The sequence below is a fragment of the Bremerella cremea genome, assembly GCF_003335505.1.
Taxonomy (GTDB): Bacteria; Planctomycetota; Planctomycetia; order Pirellulales; family Pirellulaceae; genus Bremerella; species Bremerella cremea_A.
This window is the reverse complement of sequence record NZ_QPEX01000034.1, coordinates 155986-171594: the sequence shown is the minus strand read 5'-3', so window position 1 is coordinate 171594 and position 15609 is coordinate 155986. Positions and strand designations below refer to the sequence as shown.

At 55.6% G+C, this 15609-nt stretch carries 14 protein-coding genes; 8 read left to right on the top strand and 6 right to left on the bottom strand.

Annotated elements, in window-relative coordinates; all coding sequences use genetic code 11:
- The first annotated feature begins 33 nt into the window (after positions 1–33).
- From DTL42_RS17635 to DTL42_RS17625, 3 genes are all read left to right on the top strand, one after another.
- Positions 34–933 (top strand): hypothetical protein, encoded by a 900-nt coding sequence (locus DTL42_RS17635; RefSeq protein WP_114370382.1) that lies wholly within the window; start codon positions 34–36, stop codon positions 931–933.
- 114 nt (positions 934–1047) lie between these two features.
- Positions 1048–1563, top strand: coding sequence for a hypothetical protein (locus DTL42_RS17630; RefSeq protein WP_147274325.1), 516 nt, complete (start codon positions 1048–1050; stop codon positions 1561–1563).
- Between the two features lie 16 nt (positions 1564–1579).
- Positions 1580–2059, top strand: a complete 480-nt coding sequence (locus DTL42_RS17625; RefSeq protein ID WP_147274324.1) for a hypothetical protein — start codon at positions 1580–1582, stop codon at positions 2057–2059.
- Between the two features lie 6 nt (positions 2060–2065).
- On the opposite strand, the gene smc is transcribed toward DTL42_RS17625, so the two are convergent.
- The 5 genes from smc to DTL42_RS17600 form a co-directional block, all read right to left on the bottom strand.
- Positions 2066–5668, bottom strand: coding sequence for a chromosome segregation protein SMC (gene smc / locus DTL42_RS17620; protein WP_114370376.1), 3603 nt, complete (start codon positions 5666–5668; stop codon positions 2066–2068).
- Positions 5669–5728: 60 nt separating this feature from the next.
- Complete coding sequence (locus tag DTL42_RS17615) at positions 5729–7507, bottom strand: flagellar basal body P-ring protein FlgI (protein WP_114370373.1); 1779 nt, start codon at positions 7505–7507, stop codon at positions 5729–5731.
- Positions 7508–7635: 128 nt separating this feature from the next.
- Entirely contained in the window at positions 7636–7875 is a 240-nt protein-coding gene (gene yidD, locus DTL42_RS17610; RefSeq protein ID WP_114370371.1) for a membrane protein insertion efficiency factor YidD, read from the bottom strand.
- The gene (gene rnpA, locus DTL42_RS17605) at positions 7872–8279 is read right to left on the bottom strand and encodes a ribonuclease P protein component (RefSeq protein ID WP_114370369.1); all 408 of its coding nucleotides are present in this window, start codon (positions 8277–8279) and stop codon (positions 7872–7874) included. The genes yidD and rnpA overlap by 4 nt, the downstream gene beginning before the upstream one ends.
- Positions 8280–8293: 14 nt before the next feature.
- Complete coding sequence (locus tag DTL42_RS17600) at positions 8294–9283, bottom strand: DnaJ C-terminal domain-containing protein (protein WP_114370367.1); 990 nt, start codon at positions 9281–9283, stop codon at positions 8294–8296.
- Positions 9284–9479: 196 nt separating this feature from the next.
- On the opposite strand from DTL42_RS17600, the gene DTL42_RS17595 reads away from it, so the two are divergent.
- The 5 genes from DTL42_RS17595 (at position 9480) to DTL42_RS17575 (ending at position 14651) form a co-directional block, all read left to right on the top strand.
- A complete protein-coding gene (locus DTL42_RS17595; RefSeq protein ID WP_114370365.1) occupies positions 9480–11009 on the top strand; it encodes a hypothetical protein in 1530 nt (509 codons plus the stop codon).
- 15 nt (positions 11010–11024) lie between these two features.
- Entirely contained in the window at positions 11025–11429 is a 405-nt protein-coding gene (locus tag DTL42_RS17590) for a DUF2809 domain-containing protein (protein ID WP_114370363.1), read from the top strand.
- Between the two features lie 292 nt (positions 11430–11721).
- Positions 11722–13032 carry a BBP7 family outer membrane beta-barrel protein gene (locus tag DTL42_RS17585; protein WP_114370361.1) on the top strand — a complete coding sequence of 437 codons (1311 nt, stop codon included), beginning with the start codon at positions 11722–11724 and terminating at the stop codon, positions 13030–13032.
- Positions 13033–13180: 148 nt separating this feature from the next.
- Entirely contained in the window at positions 13181–13813 is a 633-nt protein-coding gene (locus DTL42_RS17580; RefSeq protein WP_114370360.1) for a DUF4203 domain-containing protein, read from the top strand.
- 64 nt (positions 13814–13877) lie between these two features.
- Complete coding sequence (locus DTL42_RS17575) at positions 13878–14651, top strand: zinc-dependent peptidase (RefSeq protein ID WP_114370358.1); 774 nt, start codon at positions 13878–13880, stop codon at positions 14649–14651.
- A 10-nt stretch (positions 14652–14661) separates the two neighbouring features.
- Here DTL42_RS17575 and DTL42_RS17570 read toward each other — a convergent pair whose 3' ends face one another.
- On the bottom strand, positions 14662–15342 hold the full coding sequence (locus tag DTL42_RS17570) for a PEP-CTERM sorting domain-containing protein (protein WP_147274323.1): 681 nt from the start codon (positions 15340–15342) through the stop codon (positions 14662–14664).
- Between the last annotated feature and the right edge of the window lie 267 nt (positions 15343–15609).

Sequence of the window (15609 nt, the reverse complement as noted above, 5' to 3'; positions counted from 1 at the left end):
CCAGGCACAACCAACATCTGGAAGTCACGCACCATGAATGCCACTACTTTGGATTATCCACGTCCCAATCTTGCGCACATTCTGGCGGCGGTGGCGATCATTTTGCTTTCTCTCGTGTTTATCGGTACGCTCGTTCCGGCACTGATTATCCCTGATGGTTGTACCACGTTCAGTGCCATCATTTTTCTTCCTTGGCCGGTGATCTTGGCAGTGGTGCAGTATCGAGGGACTTTCCGGCGGAACCCCAAGTCGGCCAGAATAGCTTTCCTATCTTCCGTTTTTCTCGCCGTATTACCGTTTCTGGTATTGGGGGTGGTGCTTACGAGTGGAGCAGCGTTTGCCATCCGCTTTTCGTTTTGGCTAAAATTGATGGCGGCAAGCTTGCTTACCTTGGGGATGATGCTGGCCAATGGGCACTGGTACTGGGAACTCAAAGAAGCAGTCACGGATGACTGGATTGGCCCCGCTTCGCGAATCATCTCGCTGCGGGAAAGTTTGCTCTTCGTAGGTGCCATCTGCGTGGTGCTGGGTGTTGCCGTGCCGATTGTCCACAACACGAAGCCGAATCAAGCCCTGCACGTCACGGCCGAGGAGACACCGTTCTCGCTACCTGAAGGTGCCTACGACGTTACCTATTTTCGGTACTTCGGCGGAACTCGCTTTCAATGCACGGCGGAGGAAGATGCCTTCCTGGCCTGGTACGACGAAGGTGTCGGCACGTTAGAATCGCTGGCAGCGAACCAACCTCTTGATCCCATTCAAAAGCCGACCGGTACCGGCGTGATCGTGGGCTTCGCCGCGAACGGTCCGATAACCGAGCCGCAATCGGTAACCAGCGGCTGGAAATATTATTGGAACCGAGAAGACCGCTGGGTGAGCGTCCTCTACGATCGGCTCAACAAGCGGCTCTACTACGAGATCAATACCCGCTAGTCGCTGACAAACGCCAGTTAAGACGCCTCAGTCGTTTCGCAGCCTAAGCACTTCTGGTAAAACCAAGGCACGCCCCTGAAAGGTTCCTGCGACGACACCTCTTGAGACAATCACGTGAGTGAAGAACCGTCCCCAACCGTACCTCTGCGTCCCTCGCCCGGCCAATTTCCGAGCCCAGTGGACGCAGCGGTCACCACGTTTCTGGTCATGGGAATCGGGATTTTGATTTCGATTTTGGGGGCTGCTTGGCTCAACATGCCTTTCGAGCGAGATAAAGGGGTCGTTTTGCTCGGTCTAGGAACGGTTCTGATCGTGGGTCAATATGTGGGTATAACCCGCCGCAATCGTGTCTGCCTGGCGATTGCCAACGGCATTCTAATCGCGATCGTCTTGCTTTTTGTTCTGTTGACCATCGCCTATCCACCACTATTCTTCCTCTTCGCTGCCATCACGGCAACAATCCTAAAAATGAACTGGCACCACCGCACCGCGATACTCCACCAAGAGCAAGCAGGCGTTCCTAATCCTGCTTCCACCAGGATGACGCTGCGAGAATTACTAGGGGCGTTTGTGATCCTAGCTTTGATCTTGGGGCCGGCGCAGATCTTAAGCCGCATGCTGGATCGCTAAGGGGATGATGTACAACGTGCGAGATAGAATACAGCGTCGGCATTTCGCTTACGAGAAGCCTTCTGCGATCTTTATCATCTTCACCTGGCTTACGATCATCCAAGGAATGTTGATCGCCATAGCTGGCCTGGCGACCGGTTCCAAAAACCCACTCGGTTTTATGATCGCGGGGTTCGGGCTGGTGCTCATTGTCTGCCAATATGCGAGCACGTATCGGAGGAATCTTCACTGTATGTGCGTGGCCACGCTGCAACTCTTATTGCTTAGTCTGATATGCGGTTTTTTGCTTTTAAAGGGAGGATGCGCTGCCGTATTTCCGTTCGTCATATCGTTGGTTACAGCCGCGTTCAATACAATCTGGGCCGTGTCGCTCGTCGAACAGCGCTCGATTGTTCCTGACAATCTCGAGTCCGAGCAGATTTCATTGATTGAGATCTTCATGGCGATCTTGATCGCCGCTTTGATCTTGGGACCGGCGAGTGCCTTCTATCGATAGCAAACGCTACGCGACCGAGACATCGCCGTCGCCCGTTTCGTTTACGTCGTCGAAGCGAACGCTGACTCGTTTCGAGATGCCAGACTCTTGCATCGTTACACCGTGCAGGGTCGTGGCGGCTGACATGGTTGCTTTCGAGTGACTCACGATCACAAACCGCGTCCAGTCGAGAAAGCCGTTCAACACGTCGACGAAACGACCGATGTTGGCTTCGTCGAGCGGGCCGTCGACTTCGTCCAGAATACAAAACGGACTAGGGCGGAACTGGAAGATAGCCAGCAGCAACGTCACCGCCGTCAGGGCCCGCTCGCCACCAGAAAGTAGCGAGATATTGAGCGAGCTTTTCCCAGGCGGCGTGGCGATCACGTCGATCCCCGCTTCCAGAATGTCGACCCCTTCTTCCACAATAATATCCGCCGAACCACCCCCAAACACGCGGCGGAACATAACCTGAAAGTTGCTCCGAACAGTTTCCAGCGTTTCCTCGAACAAACGGCGGCTGTCGACGTTGATCTTGCTGATAATCTTTTCGAGCGACTCTTTCGCTTCCGTCAAGTCTTTCAATTGGCCGTCGAGTTGTTCAAAGCGGGTTTGAAACTCGTCTAGCTCTTGCAAGGCCTGCATGTTGACCGAACCGATGTTGCTGATCTTACGCCGCAGGTCGGCGATTTCTTCGTCGACCGCAGCCCGGTCGCCAGGCAGTTCGACCGCATCCAAATCGAGTTCTACTTCCGAAATCTCGATCGCGTAGTCGTCTCGCAAGCGACGTTCAAGCGTGCTTCGCTCGTGCCGCAGGTCGGTAAACGAAAGCTCTTTACGGTGCAATTGATCGTCGACGGTCCGTTGCCGCTGGCGGGCTTCGACCAGTTTCGAGGTGTTTTCTGATTTGGCTTTTTCTAAATGTTTGCGGTTAGCGCGATCAGCGGCCAGGGCGTCGTTCGACTCGGCCAGCTTGAGCATCGCCGACGCGTACTCGCTGGTCCCGCGTAAGATTTCGAGCTGCTGGTTTTGAATCTTGGTGGCATTCTGGGCGATGGCCTGGCGAACGTCGGTCAGGGCCGCGCTCCGTTCGGCAAGGTTCTCTTGCAGACGCTGGCTGCTTGCCTCATGCGATTCGACCTGCTGTTCGGCCCGGGCCAGTTCCACCTTCAAACCAGTAATCTGCCCGCGGCTATCGCTCAGGCTCGCTTCCAGTTCGCCCAGCGTTTGGGTGAGGCTTTCGCTTTCGACTTCCAACTGGGAAATCGCTTCGCGCGTGGCGGCCAACTCGATTTCCTGTTCGGCGAGTTGCTTCTCGTCGCTCTCGATCCGAGTTTCAATCGTTTCCCGTTGTTCCAGCCGTTTTTTCAGTTCGCTATCGGCATCGGCAATGCGGGATTCCAGCCGCTGCTTCACCAAGCGATGTTCCGTTAGTACCGACGAGGCTTCCTGCTGCTGACCGACCAGGTCTTCCAAGGCTTGTTTCTGCTGGGCGATCGTTTGCTGCTCATCGCTTAGGAGGGCTTCTTTTTTCTCGAAGGCCTGTTCCAGCTTTTCGACCTCGTTACGCAGGGCACGCAGTTCGCTTCGTCGCGAAATGATGCCCCCGACGTTGGTCGTCGGTCCGGCATAAACGCGACCATCTGCTTCTAACAACTCGCCATCGCGGGTAACAAAACGCAAACGCTGCGGATACCGTTTTTTTAGTTCAATTGCCGAGCGGGCATTATCGACGAACCAGATATCACTCAGCAAAAACGCAGCGACCGGCAGGAACTCGTCCTCTGCTTCCACAAAGTCGAGTGCGTTGCCTAGCACGCCCGATTCCTGCCGCAGACCGGCGGGCTCTTCGCTCTGTGGTTGCGGCAGCGACTCGATATCGAGCAAGCCAACCCGCCCCGGAAAGATCACTTCCCGCTCTAACACTTGCTGCAACAGATCGCCGTTTTCCAGCAGCACCAACTGGGCGGCATCGGCCAACGAAATTTCGATCATGCGGGCATATTCGACGTCGACCCGCACCACGTCGGCCACCAGGCCAATCACCGATTGAAACAACGGCAATCGTTCGACGCGTGCCCGGGAAAGGATCTCTTTTACCCCCGAGTTGACCCCTTCGCTGGTCCGCTCTAGTTCGTCGAGAACCGAAGCCCGTTCGGCAGCCACGGCGCGGCGGCGAGACAGGGCATCGAGATCGGCTTGGATGTCAGCCGCTTCCTGCTCTTTAACGCGGAGGGCTCCCTTGGCGTCGGTCACGTCGGCCTGGGCGGTCGAAAGGTGCTCGACCAGGCTTCCTTCGTCTTCCGTTAACTTCCCCAGTTCAGAGCGATGCTCTTCCAAGCGAGCCTCGTCCCGCTCAATCGCTTGTTCAATCGCGGTCAGTTGGTTTCGGTCGCTTTCAATTCGCGCCTTAACCGCCCCCAGAGCGTTGTCCAAAGTCGAGACATGCCGCAGCATTTCCAGATGCTTCTGGCGATTGGTTTCCCCTTGTTCTCGTTTGGTTTCGATCTCGGCTTGAACTTCCTGCGTAGCGGCCTCGACACTTTCGAGATCTGCCGAGACCACATCGCGCTGCGTCATCGCTTTGGAAAGATGCTGCCGCGCGTCGGCCAGGTCGGCGGTCAGGGTGCGCAGGGCAGTGAAGTTGCGAGCCAGGTTGATGGCTTGCACCTTGGCTTCCTGCTCCAGGTCTTCCAAGGCTCGGAACTGCATGCCGGCAGCGGAATGAATCGTGGCCAAACGTTGAGCCAGCTTCGCGTGCTGCTCTTCCTTCTGGCTCAGCAGCGATTGCAGCTCGAATAGTTTCGCTTCGGCACTTTCTAAGCCTGCTTCCGCTTGAGCGATGATTTGCTGGGCATCGGCTTGTTCTTGCCGCAGGGCTTCCAGTTCGCTGGAATATTGTTCGACGCGGGTAGAAAGACTGTTCCAATCTTGCATCCCGACAACCGTTCGCAGCAGCTTCAGCCGTTCGGTGTATTCGCGATATTTCTGCGCTTTGCCGGCCTGAGCTTTGATGCTGCGATAACGCGAGCCGACCTCTTCCACAATATCGGACAGGCGAACCAGATTTTGGTCGACACGATCCAACCGCCGCTGCGTTTCCAGTTTTTTGGCTTTGAAGCGGCTGATGCCGGCAGCTTCCTCGAACACTGCCCGGCGATCGCGCGGCGAAGCTTGCAGCAGGGTATCGACTTTCCCCTGTTCGATGATGCTGTACGCGTCGGTGCCGATCCCGGTACCACGGCACAAGTCTTTCACATCGCGCAGGCGGCAGGGATGCCGGTTGATTAGATATTCCCCTTCGCCACTGCGGAAAACACGCCGCGTGACGTGAACCTCCGGGGCATCGATCGGCAAGGTTCCTTCCGCATTGTCAAACACAATGGTCGCCTCGGCGGCGTTCATCGGTTTGCGTCCATGGGCGGCCGAGCCCTTAAAGATGACGTCGGCCATTTCCTTGCCACGCAGGCTCTTGGCACTTTGTTCGCCGAGAACCCATTTGATCGCGTCAACAATGTTCGACTTGCCGGAACCATTGGGACCAACAACCACCGTGATTCCTTGCGGGAATTCCAGGCGAGTCTTGTCGGCAAAACTCTTAAAGCCGTGAAGCTCTAAGGCTTTCAGCATGGTCGGCTCCGCAAGGGCGGCGAATTAAAGGAACATCGTGTACAAACACACTAGAGTCCTCTAATCGAACGTCGGGATCAAGGCGCCATCCCCTTCAGCGGAGGTGGATACCTCGGAAGACTCTTCGGTTTTGGCAGAATCTCCGGTTTGGGTGAAGTTATCGGCTAGCATTTCGCTCGATTCAAGCTCGCCAGCGTCCTCTTCTTCCGATTTGATGTAGCTGCGGTCTGGTCGCGGCATCGCGTTCACTTCAACACGTACCGACATGTATCCTTCGTTTCGCAGGCCGAACAGCGTACGCACGATTTCGCCGTACTGACAATCCAAATCTGTCAACGCGCGGATCAGCTGGACCACATCGGTCGAGCACTCACGAATCTCTTCCTCTTCGCCAGCGGTGAATCGCATCACTTTCAGCTTGCGATGCCCATTGCTGCGAATGGTGAGTCCATTCTGGCCGATGAAGATGACATCCCCTTCGAGCCGGACATCGTTGCCAAACACGGTAATTTCAGGTCGGTCTTTCAAACGAAAGTGAACCAACGCCGGAGCAATCGAACGAATCGCGTGCAATTGCACACCATTGGCCAGCGTTATCCCCGCAATTGAAGGAAGTTCGTTCGAGCGTTTCTTCAGCTGATCGAACGCACCGTACCGAGCTTCCGCACTTTCGGCGTTAAGCAAACCTTCCATAGCATCGATCACGTCCAAGTCGTCAAACGACCCCAATGCGAGCAAAGCGCGATAGCGGAAACCATTGTTCCGCCGGGCCGCTTCGGTCAGCGGCTCGATACACTCGGAATCGTTCAGGTAAGCCAACGCTTCCGCCGAACAAAATCGCACCAGTTCGTGATCGGAATCGAGTCCCTTTTTGAGTGATTCGATCCCTTCTTTGCCGACCGCTTCCAGTTTCATTGCCCCGACTTGGGTCGTGGCTTGATCCAACAGCAACTTCTCCGCCTCAGCGATATACTCGAGACGGGCAGGGGTGGTCATCGCAATAGGGATGTAGCGAATGACTCGCATGTAGCGCGAGATGTTATCTTTGTAGCGGGGATGAACGGCTAGTTCGATGTATTTGTCGGACTGTGGATTGGCGACTCCTTGCTTCGAGCCGTCCAGGTACATGTAGAACCGTTTGTTGATCACGGCCCCAACTCGGCTACTCGCCGCAATCGAAACGTGATCTTTCACCAAGCCTAAGCCCAGAGGACGTTCTTCGACGAGACGAGCACCACCCAAAATGTTGCCACGTTTTTGGTTGGCCTCGGTTACCGTTCCATCAATCACACTATCGAGCACGATCGGGCCAGAAGCCCTGGCGATATCACGCCCTTTTCGCATCTTGCCACCCAGCATTGCCATATCGCCCAAGCGGGTTTCCGGCATGTAACCACTTTCTAAGCTGGTTGTATCGGTCTCTGGTGGCACGACCACACGAACGTCCACAATATCCCCTTTGCGGGCACCAGGAGGAATAATCGCTTCCGCAAAGACAACCGCCGTGTTAGGCGAGCCTAACCACTGGCTGGGATTATCGATCTGACGGGTTCGCATCTCGCCGAGAACCAAGTTGCGAGCTTCCCCAGGAGGAGGATCGCTGCCGGTTCCTTTTAAGGTAGTTACCAGCGTAATCGCCTTGATAATCGCCGAGTTCATCCCGACGACTCCTGTCAAGTCACCAACGGTCTCTACCTTGTCCCAATCGTGAGAAGGTTCGACCTCTTTCGGATCGTTGCTGGTCCACGGGGCTATGCAGCCAAGCGTGGAAATCTGTCCTGCTATTAAAAGACAGGCAACAAGAATGCGAGCCGTGTTCGAGCGTCCGTGCCGTGGCATTGGGTTGTTGATCCGCCGAAGATGTACCGGTGCGGTTCGAGGAACTCCTTTGCCTCGTAACCAGATCGGTCGAAACAGTAGGCAAATCTGATAGCACGATCAATAGCAATTTCTTGACCTGCTTGATCTTACGGCGGATCAAAGCCACTGCGGCAGAAAGGATTGCAGCGCAAAATTCGCCACGCACCACGCAAAGCCCCTGAAATTGGGCCGTATTTGCGAACCGCCCGGATGAAGTAGTGGCTGCAAGTCGGGTGAAAACGACACTGCTGCCCTACTATCGGGCTAAGTGTGTATTGGTAGCAGCGAACCAAAAAAATCATGGTTTCTGCCAGCAAGGCCTGGCCGGCCGCGTACAGGAACTTCATCGCTGATCGTTCCCAGGCGCGGGCTTGTCGGTGCTGGCATGGTTACGCTTCCATTTGCGGGCAGCACGATGGGCAAGTTGCACCAGTCCGCTTTCCAGTGCTGCGAACGACGGGTGCTGCTTCGATTGGGGCAGCACCACCAAATCGAAACCGAACGGCAGCTTTTGGCGGTTCAACCGAAAGGCCTCGCGGAGGCGACGCTTCCACCGGTTTCGCTGTACCGCGTTGCCGATTTTCTTTTTGGAAACCACCAACCCGATCCGCGCTTGCTGGGCATCGTTTCGCGCGGCATAAACGACCAGCCAACCGTTGCCAGCCGACGAGCGACGCGTAAAAACGGTGTCGAACTCGCTTGGTTTCTTCAAACGAACAGTCGCCGGAAATCGCTGAGAGTTATCGGCCACGCTGCACCTTTAGGTTACCACCGCAGGTCTTTGCGCGGGTTCTCGTCCGGGTGGCTGTCGGCAAAGCTCTGCACAGCGGCCTTCAGTTCGTCCGAAGGGTGCTCTGGCACGGTGACTTGCAGCACCACATAGAGGTCGCCCGCGTCTCCCTTGCTGCTGGGCACGCCTTGGCCACGCACCCGGAGGCGGCGTCCGCTGGAACTGCCTGGCGGAATCTTCATGGTGACCGTTCCCCCTGGTGTAGGAACATCGACCGAGCCGCCTAGCATGGCCTCAGCCAACGTCACGGGAACTTGGACTTCCAGGTCTTTGCCGTTCCGTTTGAAGTATTTGTGGGACTCGACATGGATCCGAATCAACAAATCCCCATTCGGTCCGCCCCCTGGGCCGGGGTCGCCTTGGCCACGGAGACGAATCTTCTTGCCATCTTCGATCCCCGGAGGAATTTTGGCGGTCAGCCGGTCCATCTCGCCGTTAGGCCGACGGACGTTCAGGTTGATCTCGCCCCCTTCCATCGCTTGCTTGAAGGAGACGCTGGTGTCGTGCTGGATATCGTGCCCCCGCATCGGTTGGGCATGCCGCCGCCGCGAACCGCCACCGGCACCGCCTCCTCCGCCGCCAAAGCCGAAGATATCCGAGAAACCTTGGCCGCCTCCTCCACCACCGAAGAGGTCGCCCAGGTCGAATTCAAATTGCTGGCCGCCAGGTCCGGGGCCACCTCCCGCCGAGCGGTATTGATGGAAACCGCCAGGTCCGGGGCCGGGACCGGGACCAGCTCCCATGTTTTCGAAGTTGCTGCCAAATTGGTCGTACTTCTTCCGCTTCTCCGCGTCGCCGATCACGTCGTAGGCGTTTTGAATCTCTTTAAACTTGGCCTGAGCATTCTTGTCGTCCGGGTTGAGGTCGGGGTGATGCTTCTGGGCCAGTTTTTTGTACGCCTTGCGGATCTCTTCCGGGGTTGCGGAACGCTTGACTCCCAAGATTTGATAGTAATCGTCAGCCATGAACTTATTGGTTTTCGTCTAATTCGTTATCTGAAAACAACTTCCGACACGTAACGTTTGTCCGAGATATCCATTTTCGTCCCTCGGATCGTTGCTACTGCAAGCTATTCTATACTTTGAAGCCGTAAAAAGTGGAGCGGTCCGATTATTCCGCTTTTGGTAATTGCAAACATCTTATCGGAACACCTGCGCCATCATGCCGCATTCTCACCTATTCGCTCGCTTGCTGGCTTGCTTGCTCTTGGCAGCCACACTTGCCGTTACTTCGCCGGTAATGGCCGCCTCGGCCAATTACGAGCTACGCGTGGTCGACGCCAAAACCCAGCTGCCGTGCGCCGCCAAAATCCGAATTACGGATTCGCGCGGCAAAGCCAAACGGATCAAAGGCGCCTTGATGATCAATGGATCGGCTTATTTTACCGGCAGTCTGAAGATGGAACTCCGTCCCGGGCAATATCAGTTCCGCCTGGATGCTGGTCCTGAATATCCCTTCCTGGAAGGCAATTTCATCCTCAACTCAGGCGATTCCGACAGCCGCACCATCGAGTTAAAGCAATTTATCGACATGACCCAAGAAGGCTGGTACCCAGGCAATCTGGCGATGGCTGGCGAAACGGCCGACTTGGAAACCATTATGATGGCAGACGATTTGGTCTTCGGAAACCATATTACCTGGGACAATCAACTCAATCGCTGGGCCGGCAAGCCGATTGGCTCGCCGGTGATCACGTTTGGCGGCGACCGCTATCTGTGGCAACTAGGGGGCGAAGACAACCGGGCAGGGGGCAAGCTGTGGTTCGCTCGTTTGGCACAACCTCTGCCAGTGCAACGACTTTCCGACGAATACCCAGCCGCCACGTTCTTTCAGCCCGATTTAAAAAACGCTCATGTCACCGCCCGCAGTCCGCTGGAACCAGACCTTCCGCTGTGGATCTCTGAAGACCTGTTAGATTCGGTTTGTATCCTCAGCCCCGAGATCGAAGCGTATCAATTTGGCCCCAAGCATCCCTTGGCCGAGCAAGCGCAAAAGATTCGCAAGGGAGATGTCACCGGCAACTCGCGTCTTGCGCTCGAAATGTATTTCAAGCTTTTGGAAACCGGCATCCGTCTTCCTCCGGTGGCGGCGAACGGCACCGTGTCGGAAGAACAGACCTCGCGGCTCGATCGAGTTTACGCCCACGTCGATGGTGTCTTCACGCCCGACGCCTGGTGGCAGGCGATTGATGCGGGGCAAACATTCGTTACCAACGGTCCCTTGCTGCGAGCTAGTGTCGATGGCAAGTTACCGGGGCATGTCTTTCCGATCCGCATTGGGGAAAAGAACGAATTCCAAATCGCGCTTAGCCTCGCCACGCGGCAAACGATTATCTACCTGGAAGTGATTAAGAACGGCGAAAAAGATGTCGAGATCTCGTTAGAGGAATACAAAGACCGCCAAGGCATTTTGCCGCCGGTCGAATTCACCGACTCTGGCTGGTTCCTCGTGCGTGTTGTGACGCAAGAGTCAGGCTATTACCAATACGCCACGACCGCGCCGTTTTACGTCGAAGCGAACGGCCAGCCCCGCATCAGCAAGTCGGCCAGCGAGTTCTTTCGCGATTGGGTCTTCCGCCGAGCGATGAACATCGACCTGCCCGACGGTGACCAACGTAACGAAATCATTGACCTACAACGCAGCGCCCGCGACTTCTGGCAAAAACGAGCCAAACAAGCCAACGCCCCGTAAGATTTCTTCTCTAACATGAAACGACTCGCCTATTTCGGCCTTGCAGTTCTCGTGGTCATGCTTGGGTTGGCTTCGCGTCGTTTTCGGGGGGAACTGCCGGCGTTTATCGGCGCGTACAGCGGAGACACCTTGTGGGCGTTGATGATGTACCTGGTGGTCAGTACGCTGCTGCCTGGCTGGCGGATTCTATCGCGCGGGGCAATCGCGTTGTCACTGGCATTTCTCGTGGAGGTCAGCCAGCTTTACCACGCACCGTGGATCGACGCGATTCGCGCGACCACGCTGGGCGGTCTGGTCCTGGGGTTTGGTTTCTTAGGGAGCGACTTCGTTTGCTACACCGTCGGGGTTGCTCTGGGCGTGGCGTCTGAAGGGGCGATTGTTCGCCTCGCGCGTGCTGCGGCAGAGAAGCCCATTAGATAAGAACTTCTACCCAGGCAAACCTTAGCAATTGTCACGTCTGTTCGTTTACAAAAAAAACAAACGGAGTAGTCGTACGGTAAGCGAAAACCATGGGGGCTGATCCACTCTTAACGGATGAATAGATCATCTGCAACAAGGGTGGGGAAATCTGTCGTAGTCATGCCGATTCATGCTAGAGTTGCCAGCAGTCCTTCCGATGAACTGCCAATAGGACCAGGAGCAATCCTCGTGACGTCACCCACGTCGACCAGGAATTCCAAGTCACCTACCTTTGCAGGGAAGCGCATGCCGTATGAAAATCTCATTTTGTTGGACCACGCTCATTGCGCTGGCCCTTAGTACCGTGAATGGCCTTGCCCAGGCCCAAACGTTTTCACCGACTCATTATCAACAGCCGGCCCCTAATTCGAGTCGCAGCCCAGAGTATTTCGCTCCGGCAGCGAACGCTTCGTGGGCATCGTACAAGCCTGAGTCGGCCTCGGAAACACTTCCCCCAGGCACACCTACCGCCGCGCCGCAATACGATCCGCTGAACCCGTTTCCTTTGACGCAGGCAGATAATTCTTTCTTTTCCGGAGGTGACTGCACGACGGGCAACTGTGGCCCTGAGCTATGCGCCCCGTGTACTTCGCGCACTGGTTGGTTCGCTTCGGCTGGCGGCCTGGTGATGACCCGCGACAAAGAGAACTTCCTTCCCTTCAGCTATGCCACCGGGAACGAAGCCGTTCAGCTGGTTACCAATCGAGACGCCGCGTTCTCGGTCGCCGGAGGTGTCGAGGCTCGGCTAGGGCGATACTTCTGCTGCGGACAATCCTCGCTCGAGTTTGTCTTCTGGGGGTTGATGCCGAACTCGCAAAGCTACTCGCTGCTGGGCTCGGACGTCGTCGGAGATCTGAACGGCATCTACAACTGGGATCAGCTCGACTACAACGGCGGAGCAGCAAGTGCGTTCGTCAACGATGCAATGGTCCACCGGATTCAGCGCAGCTTCGAGTTTCAGAACTACGAAATGAACTGGAACTCTTACCTGGTGCCGCCTGGTTGTGGTAACTGGCAATTTCAAACCATCGCCGGTTTCCGCGTCTTCCGGTTTGGCGAAACAATCGATTTCGGGGCCGACACGGTCGATACCGTTTTCACTGGCTCGCCGGACGAAATCCACTACAACATCAAAGTCGACAATCGCTTGTATGGTTTTCAGCTAGGTGGACGACAAGAGTATCGCTTCTCGCAACGCTGGTCCTTGACGACGAGAATCTTGGGCGGTCTCTTTGCCAACGATGTCTACCATCACTCGCGAATCGGTGGGGCCGCAGGCGATGCCGTGGTGAACAACGGACCGAACAACGGTCAGGTGTTTAACATTTCCGGTCACAAAACCAACTTGGCCTTCATGGGTGAGTTGGACCTTGGGCTGATGTTCCGTCCGACTCGCAACTGGCAAATTGGTGGTGGTTATCGCGCGATCGGCGTCAGCGGCTTGGCCTTGCCATCGAATCAGCTCTACCACGATCTACGCGGCATTCAGGACGTGCAAGATGTAAAAGTCAACGGCGATCTGATTCTGCACGGGGGCTACTTCCAACTGACGTATAACTATTAATCAGGGGAACTCCCCCCAACAAACGACTAGATCGACATGGCCAGGGCTTCTTAACAAACGAGCCCTGGCCATTTTATTGGTGGCTAGTTGGTGTACTTCTGGCCCGTTTTCTCTGCCGGTTTGGCTTCCATGGACTCGGTTTGCCCGGATGCAACAATTTGACCTGGGGCCAAGAATAACGAATCCTTTCCCCAAACGACTTGCCTTGCCGTACACGCCTGAACGGGCCAAACGCGAGGCTTCCTTCGCTGCGGAGAAACCAAGCATGGCGATTTTTAACGCAATCTTAGGGGCGATCCTGCTCTTTTTTGGCCGAAAACTGTATTGGCTGTTTGTCGGTATCGCGGGTTTTTTGGTCGGGCTGCAACTGGCCGAAGTCTTTTTAGCAGATCAAACCGCGATTATTCGCCTGATTGTGGCGGTGGGGGCCGGCTTGCTGGGGGCGATTTTGGCCGTGATCGCTCAACGTGTCGCGTTCGCCCTGGGTGGATTTTACGCAGGCGGCTACTTGGCCCTCTCGTTCGGCCCTTCGCTGATTCCCAATACCGAACCGATGCTATGGCTGATCATTGGTGGCATTCTGGGTGCCGTCGTGGCCGCGTTGGTCATGGACTGGGCCATCATTGCCCTATCATGCTTAGTGGGTGCCGGGGCAATTGTGGCAGCGTTTGTTGCGGCTCCGATGATTGAAGTCGTCGTCTTTTTGGTTTTGTTTGCCATCGGATTTGCTTTCCAAGCCCGAGAGTTGCAGCCGGTGGCCAGCGATCCTCCACCGCAGTAAATTCAAGCCACTCATTTTGCTCCCGCAAACGACCATCACCTTTGCCTGACACCGAGAACGTTTGATGATTTTCAAGTGGCTGAAAAACCGGCGCCGACGCCAGCTTCGCGAAGAGACGTTTTCGCCAGCCTGGCTGGAAATCTTGCGCGAGAACTTCGCCTTCTTCCATTGCCTTACCCAAGCCGAGCAAGCGAAGCTCTGTAACGACATTCAAGTCTTTGTTGCCGAGAAGAATTGGGAAGGGTGCGGCGGCTTGAAAATGACCGATGAGGTTCGCGTCACCGTGGCGGCCCAGGCCTGCCTATTAACGCTGGCCTTTGAGGACAACTACTACGATTTGGTGCAATCGGTGCTGGTGTATCCCGATGCGTACGTCGCCCCGAATCAAACAATCACCAAAGGGGGAGTCGTCTTTGAAGGGGAATCGAATCGCGAAGGAGAAGCCTGGTATCGGGGCCCGGTAATTTTGTCCTGGGCAGATGCCCACGCCGGTGGGCGTCGGGAATCCGCCGGGCACAATCTCGTGTTTCATGAGTTCGCCCATCAGCTCGACATGCAAAACGGTCGCGATGTCGACGGCACGCCTCCGCTGCCCAGTGCCGAGCGTTACCAACAGTGGGCCCAAGTCATCCCACGCGAGTTCCAACAACTGCAGATGGAATGCAGCCACGGCTTACCAACGCTGCTAGATTGCTACGGCACGACCAACATCGGCGAGTTCTTTGCCGTGGCCACAGAATGCTTCTTCGTGCAACCCAAAGCGATGGCGCATCGACATGCGGAACTTTATCAGCAGTTCCGCGATTATTATTGCCAAGATCCTGCTCAGTGGCAGTAGCGTTCCAGGTTCACTGGCGAACGAGCGCTGCCTTCCTCCGGCGACGAACCGCCCCCATCCCTACCAAGCCCGCGCCAATTCCGAACAAAGCCAACGAAGTAGGCTCTGGGACAGCGGTGACGACATTGTTGGTTACCACCAAGTTATCGATCGCCCACAAATCGAAGCCTTGCCCGTCCGACGATTGTTGGCGAAATTGGAACTGCGTGTTGGCGGTTTGAGCGTCTACGGGAATCAAGAAGTCAAAGTGCTCCCAAACGGTTGGATCTTGGCCAATGTTCGCTTGCGTGCTAAGGGAGTCAAGCAGAACAAAATTCGCCCCACCATCGATCGAATACGAAAGCTCCATCCATTCGCTCATCGATTCGCTATTTTCCCAGTACTCGGCCCCGTCGACATTCTCGTTTCCCCCGCGAAAATCAAACGAGATCGTTCCCCCCGTGGAAACGTCCAAGGAACTTGTGGTTGCAAAACGCTCTAAATCATTCACTTTTCCAAAATGCAACGCATTGCCAGACAGAAACCCTTGCAGGCCATCTCCAACGGATTGAGCGTTCTGATAAGCAGAAAACGTTGCCGGGTTGATGCCTGAATCGAAGTTATCCGAAAGGATAATGCCTGCGTCTGCTTGTCTAGCAGTACACAGCAGGACGAACAGGCAGATTACGATTGATGAGAATACCCATTTCATTTGTTGGTCTAAGCTCGCTATCTTGCGTATCGAAATCTGGCTGGGGTCCACTCGTACATTCGATAGAACGCTGCTGCCCGAAAATCCGAAGGATGCAGCCGTTCGAGTCCGCAATCTACTACGCACAACGAAGAAATATCAAGAGACAAATCGAAATTCGCCCGCGAACATCCAAGCCTATTGATCAATAACACAGCCAGCCACGGAAAAACGGCATCCGTTCCCAAGACCAGTTCCCGCACAATGCCCTCATTCTTATAACCCCCG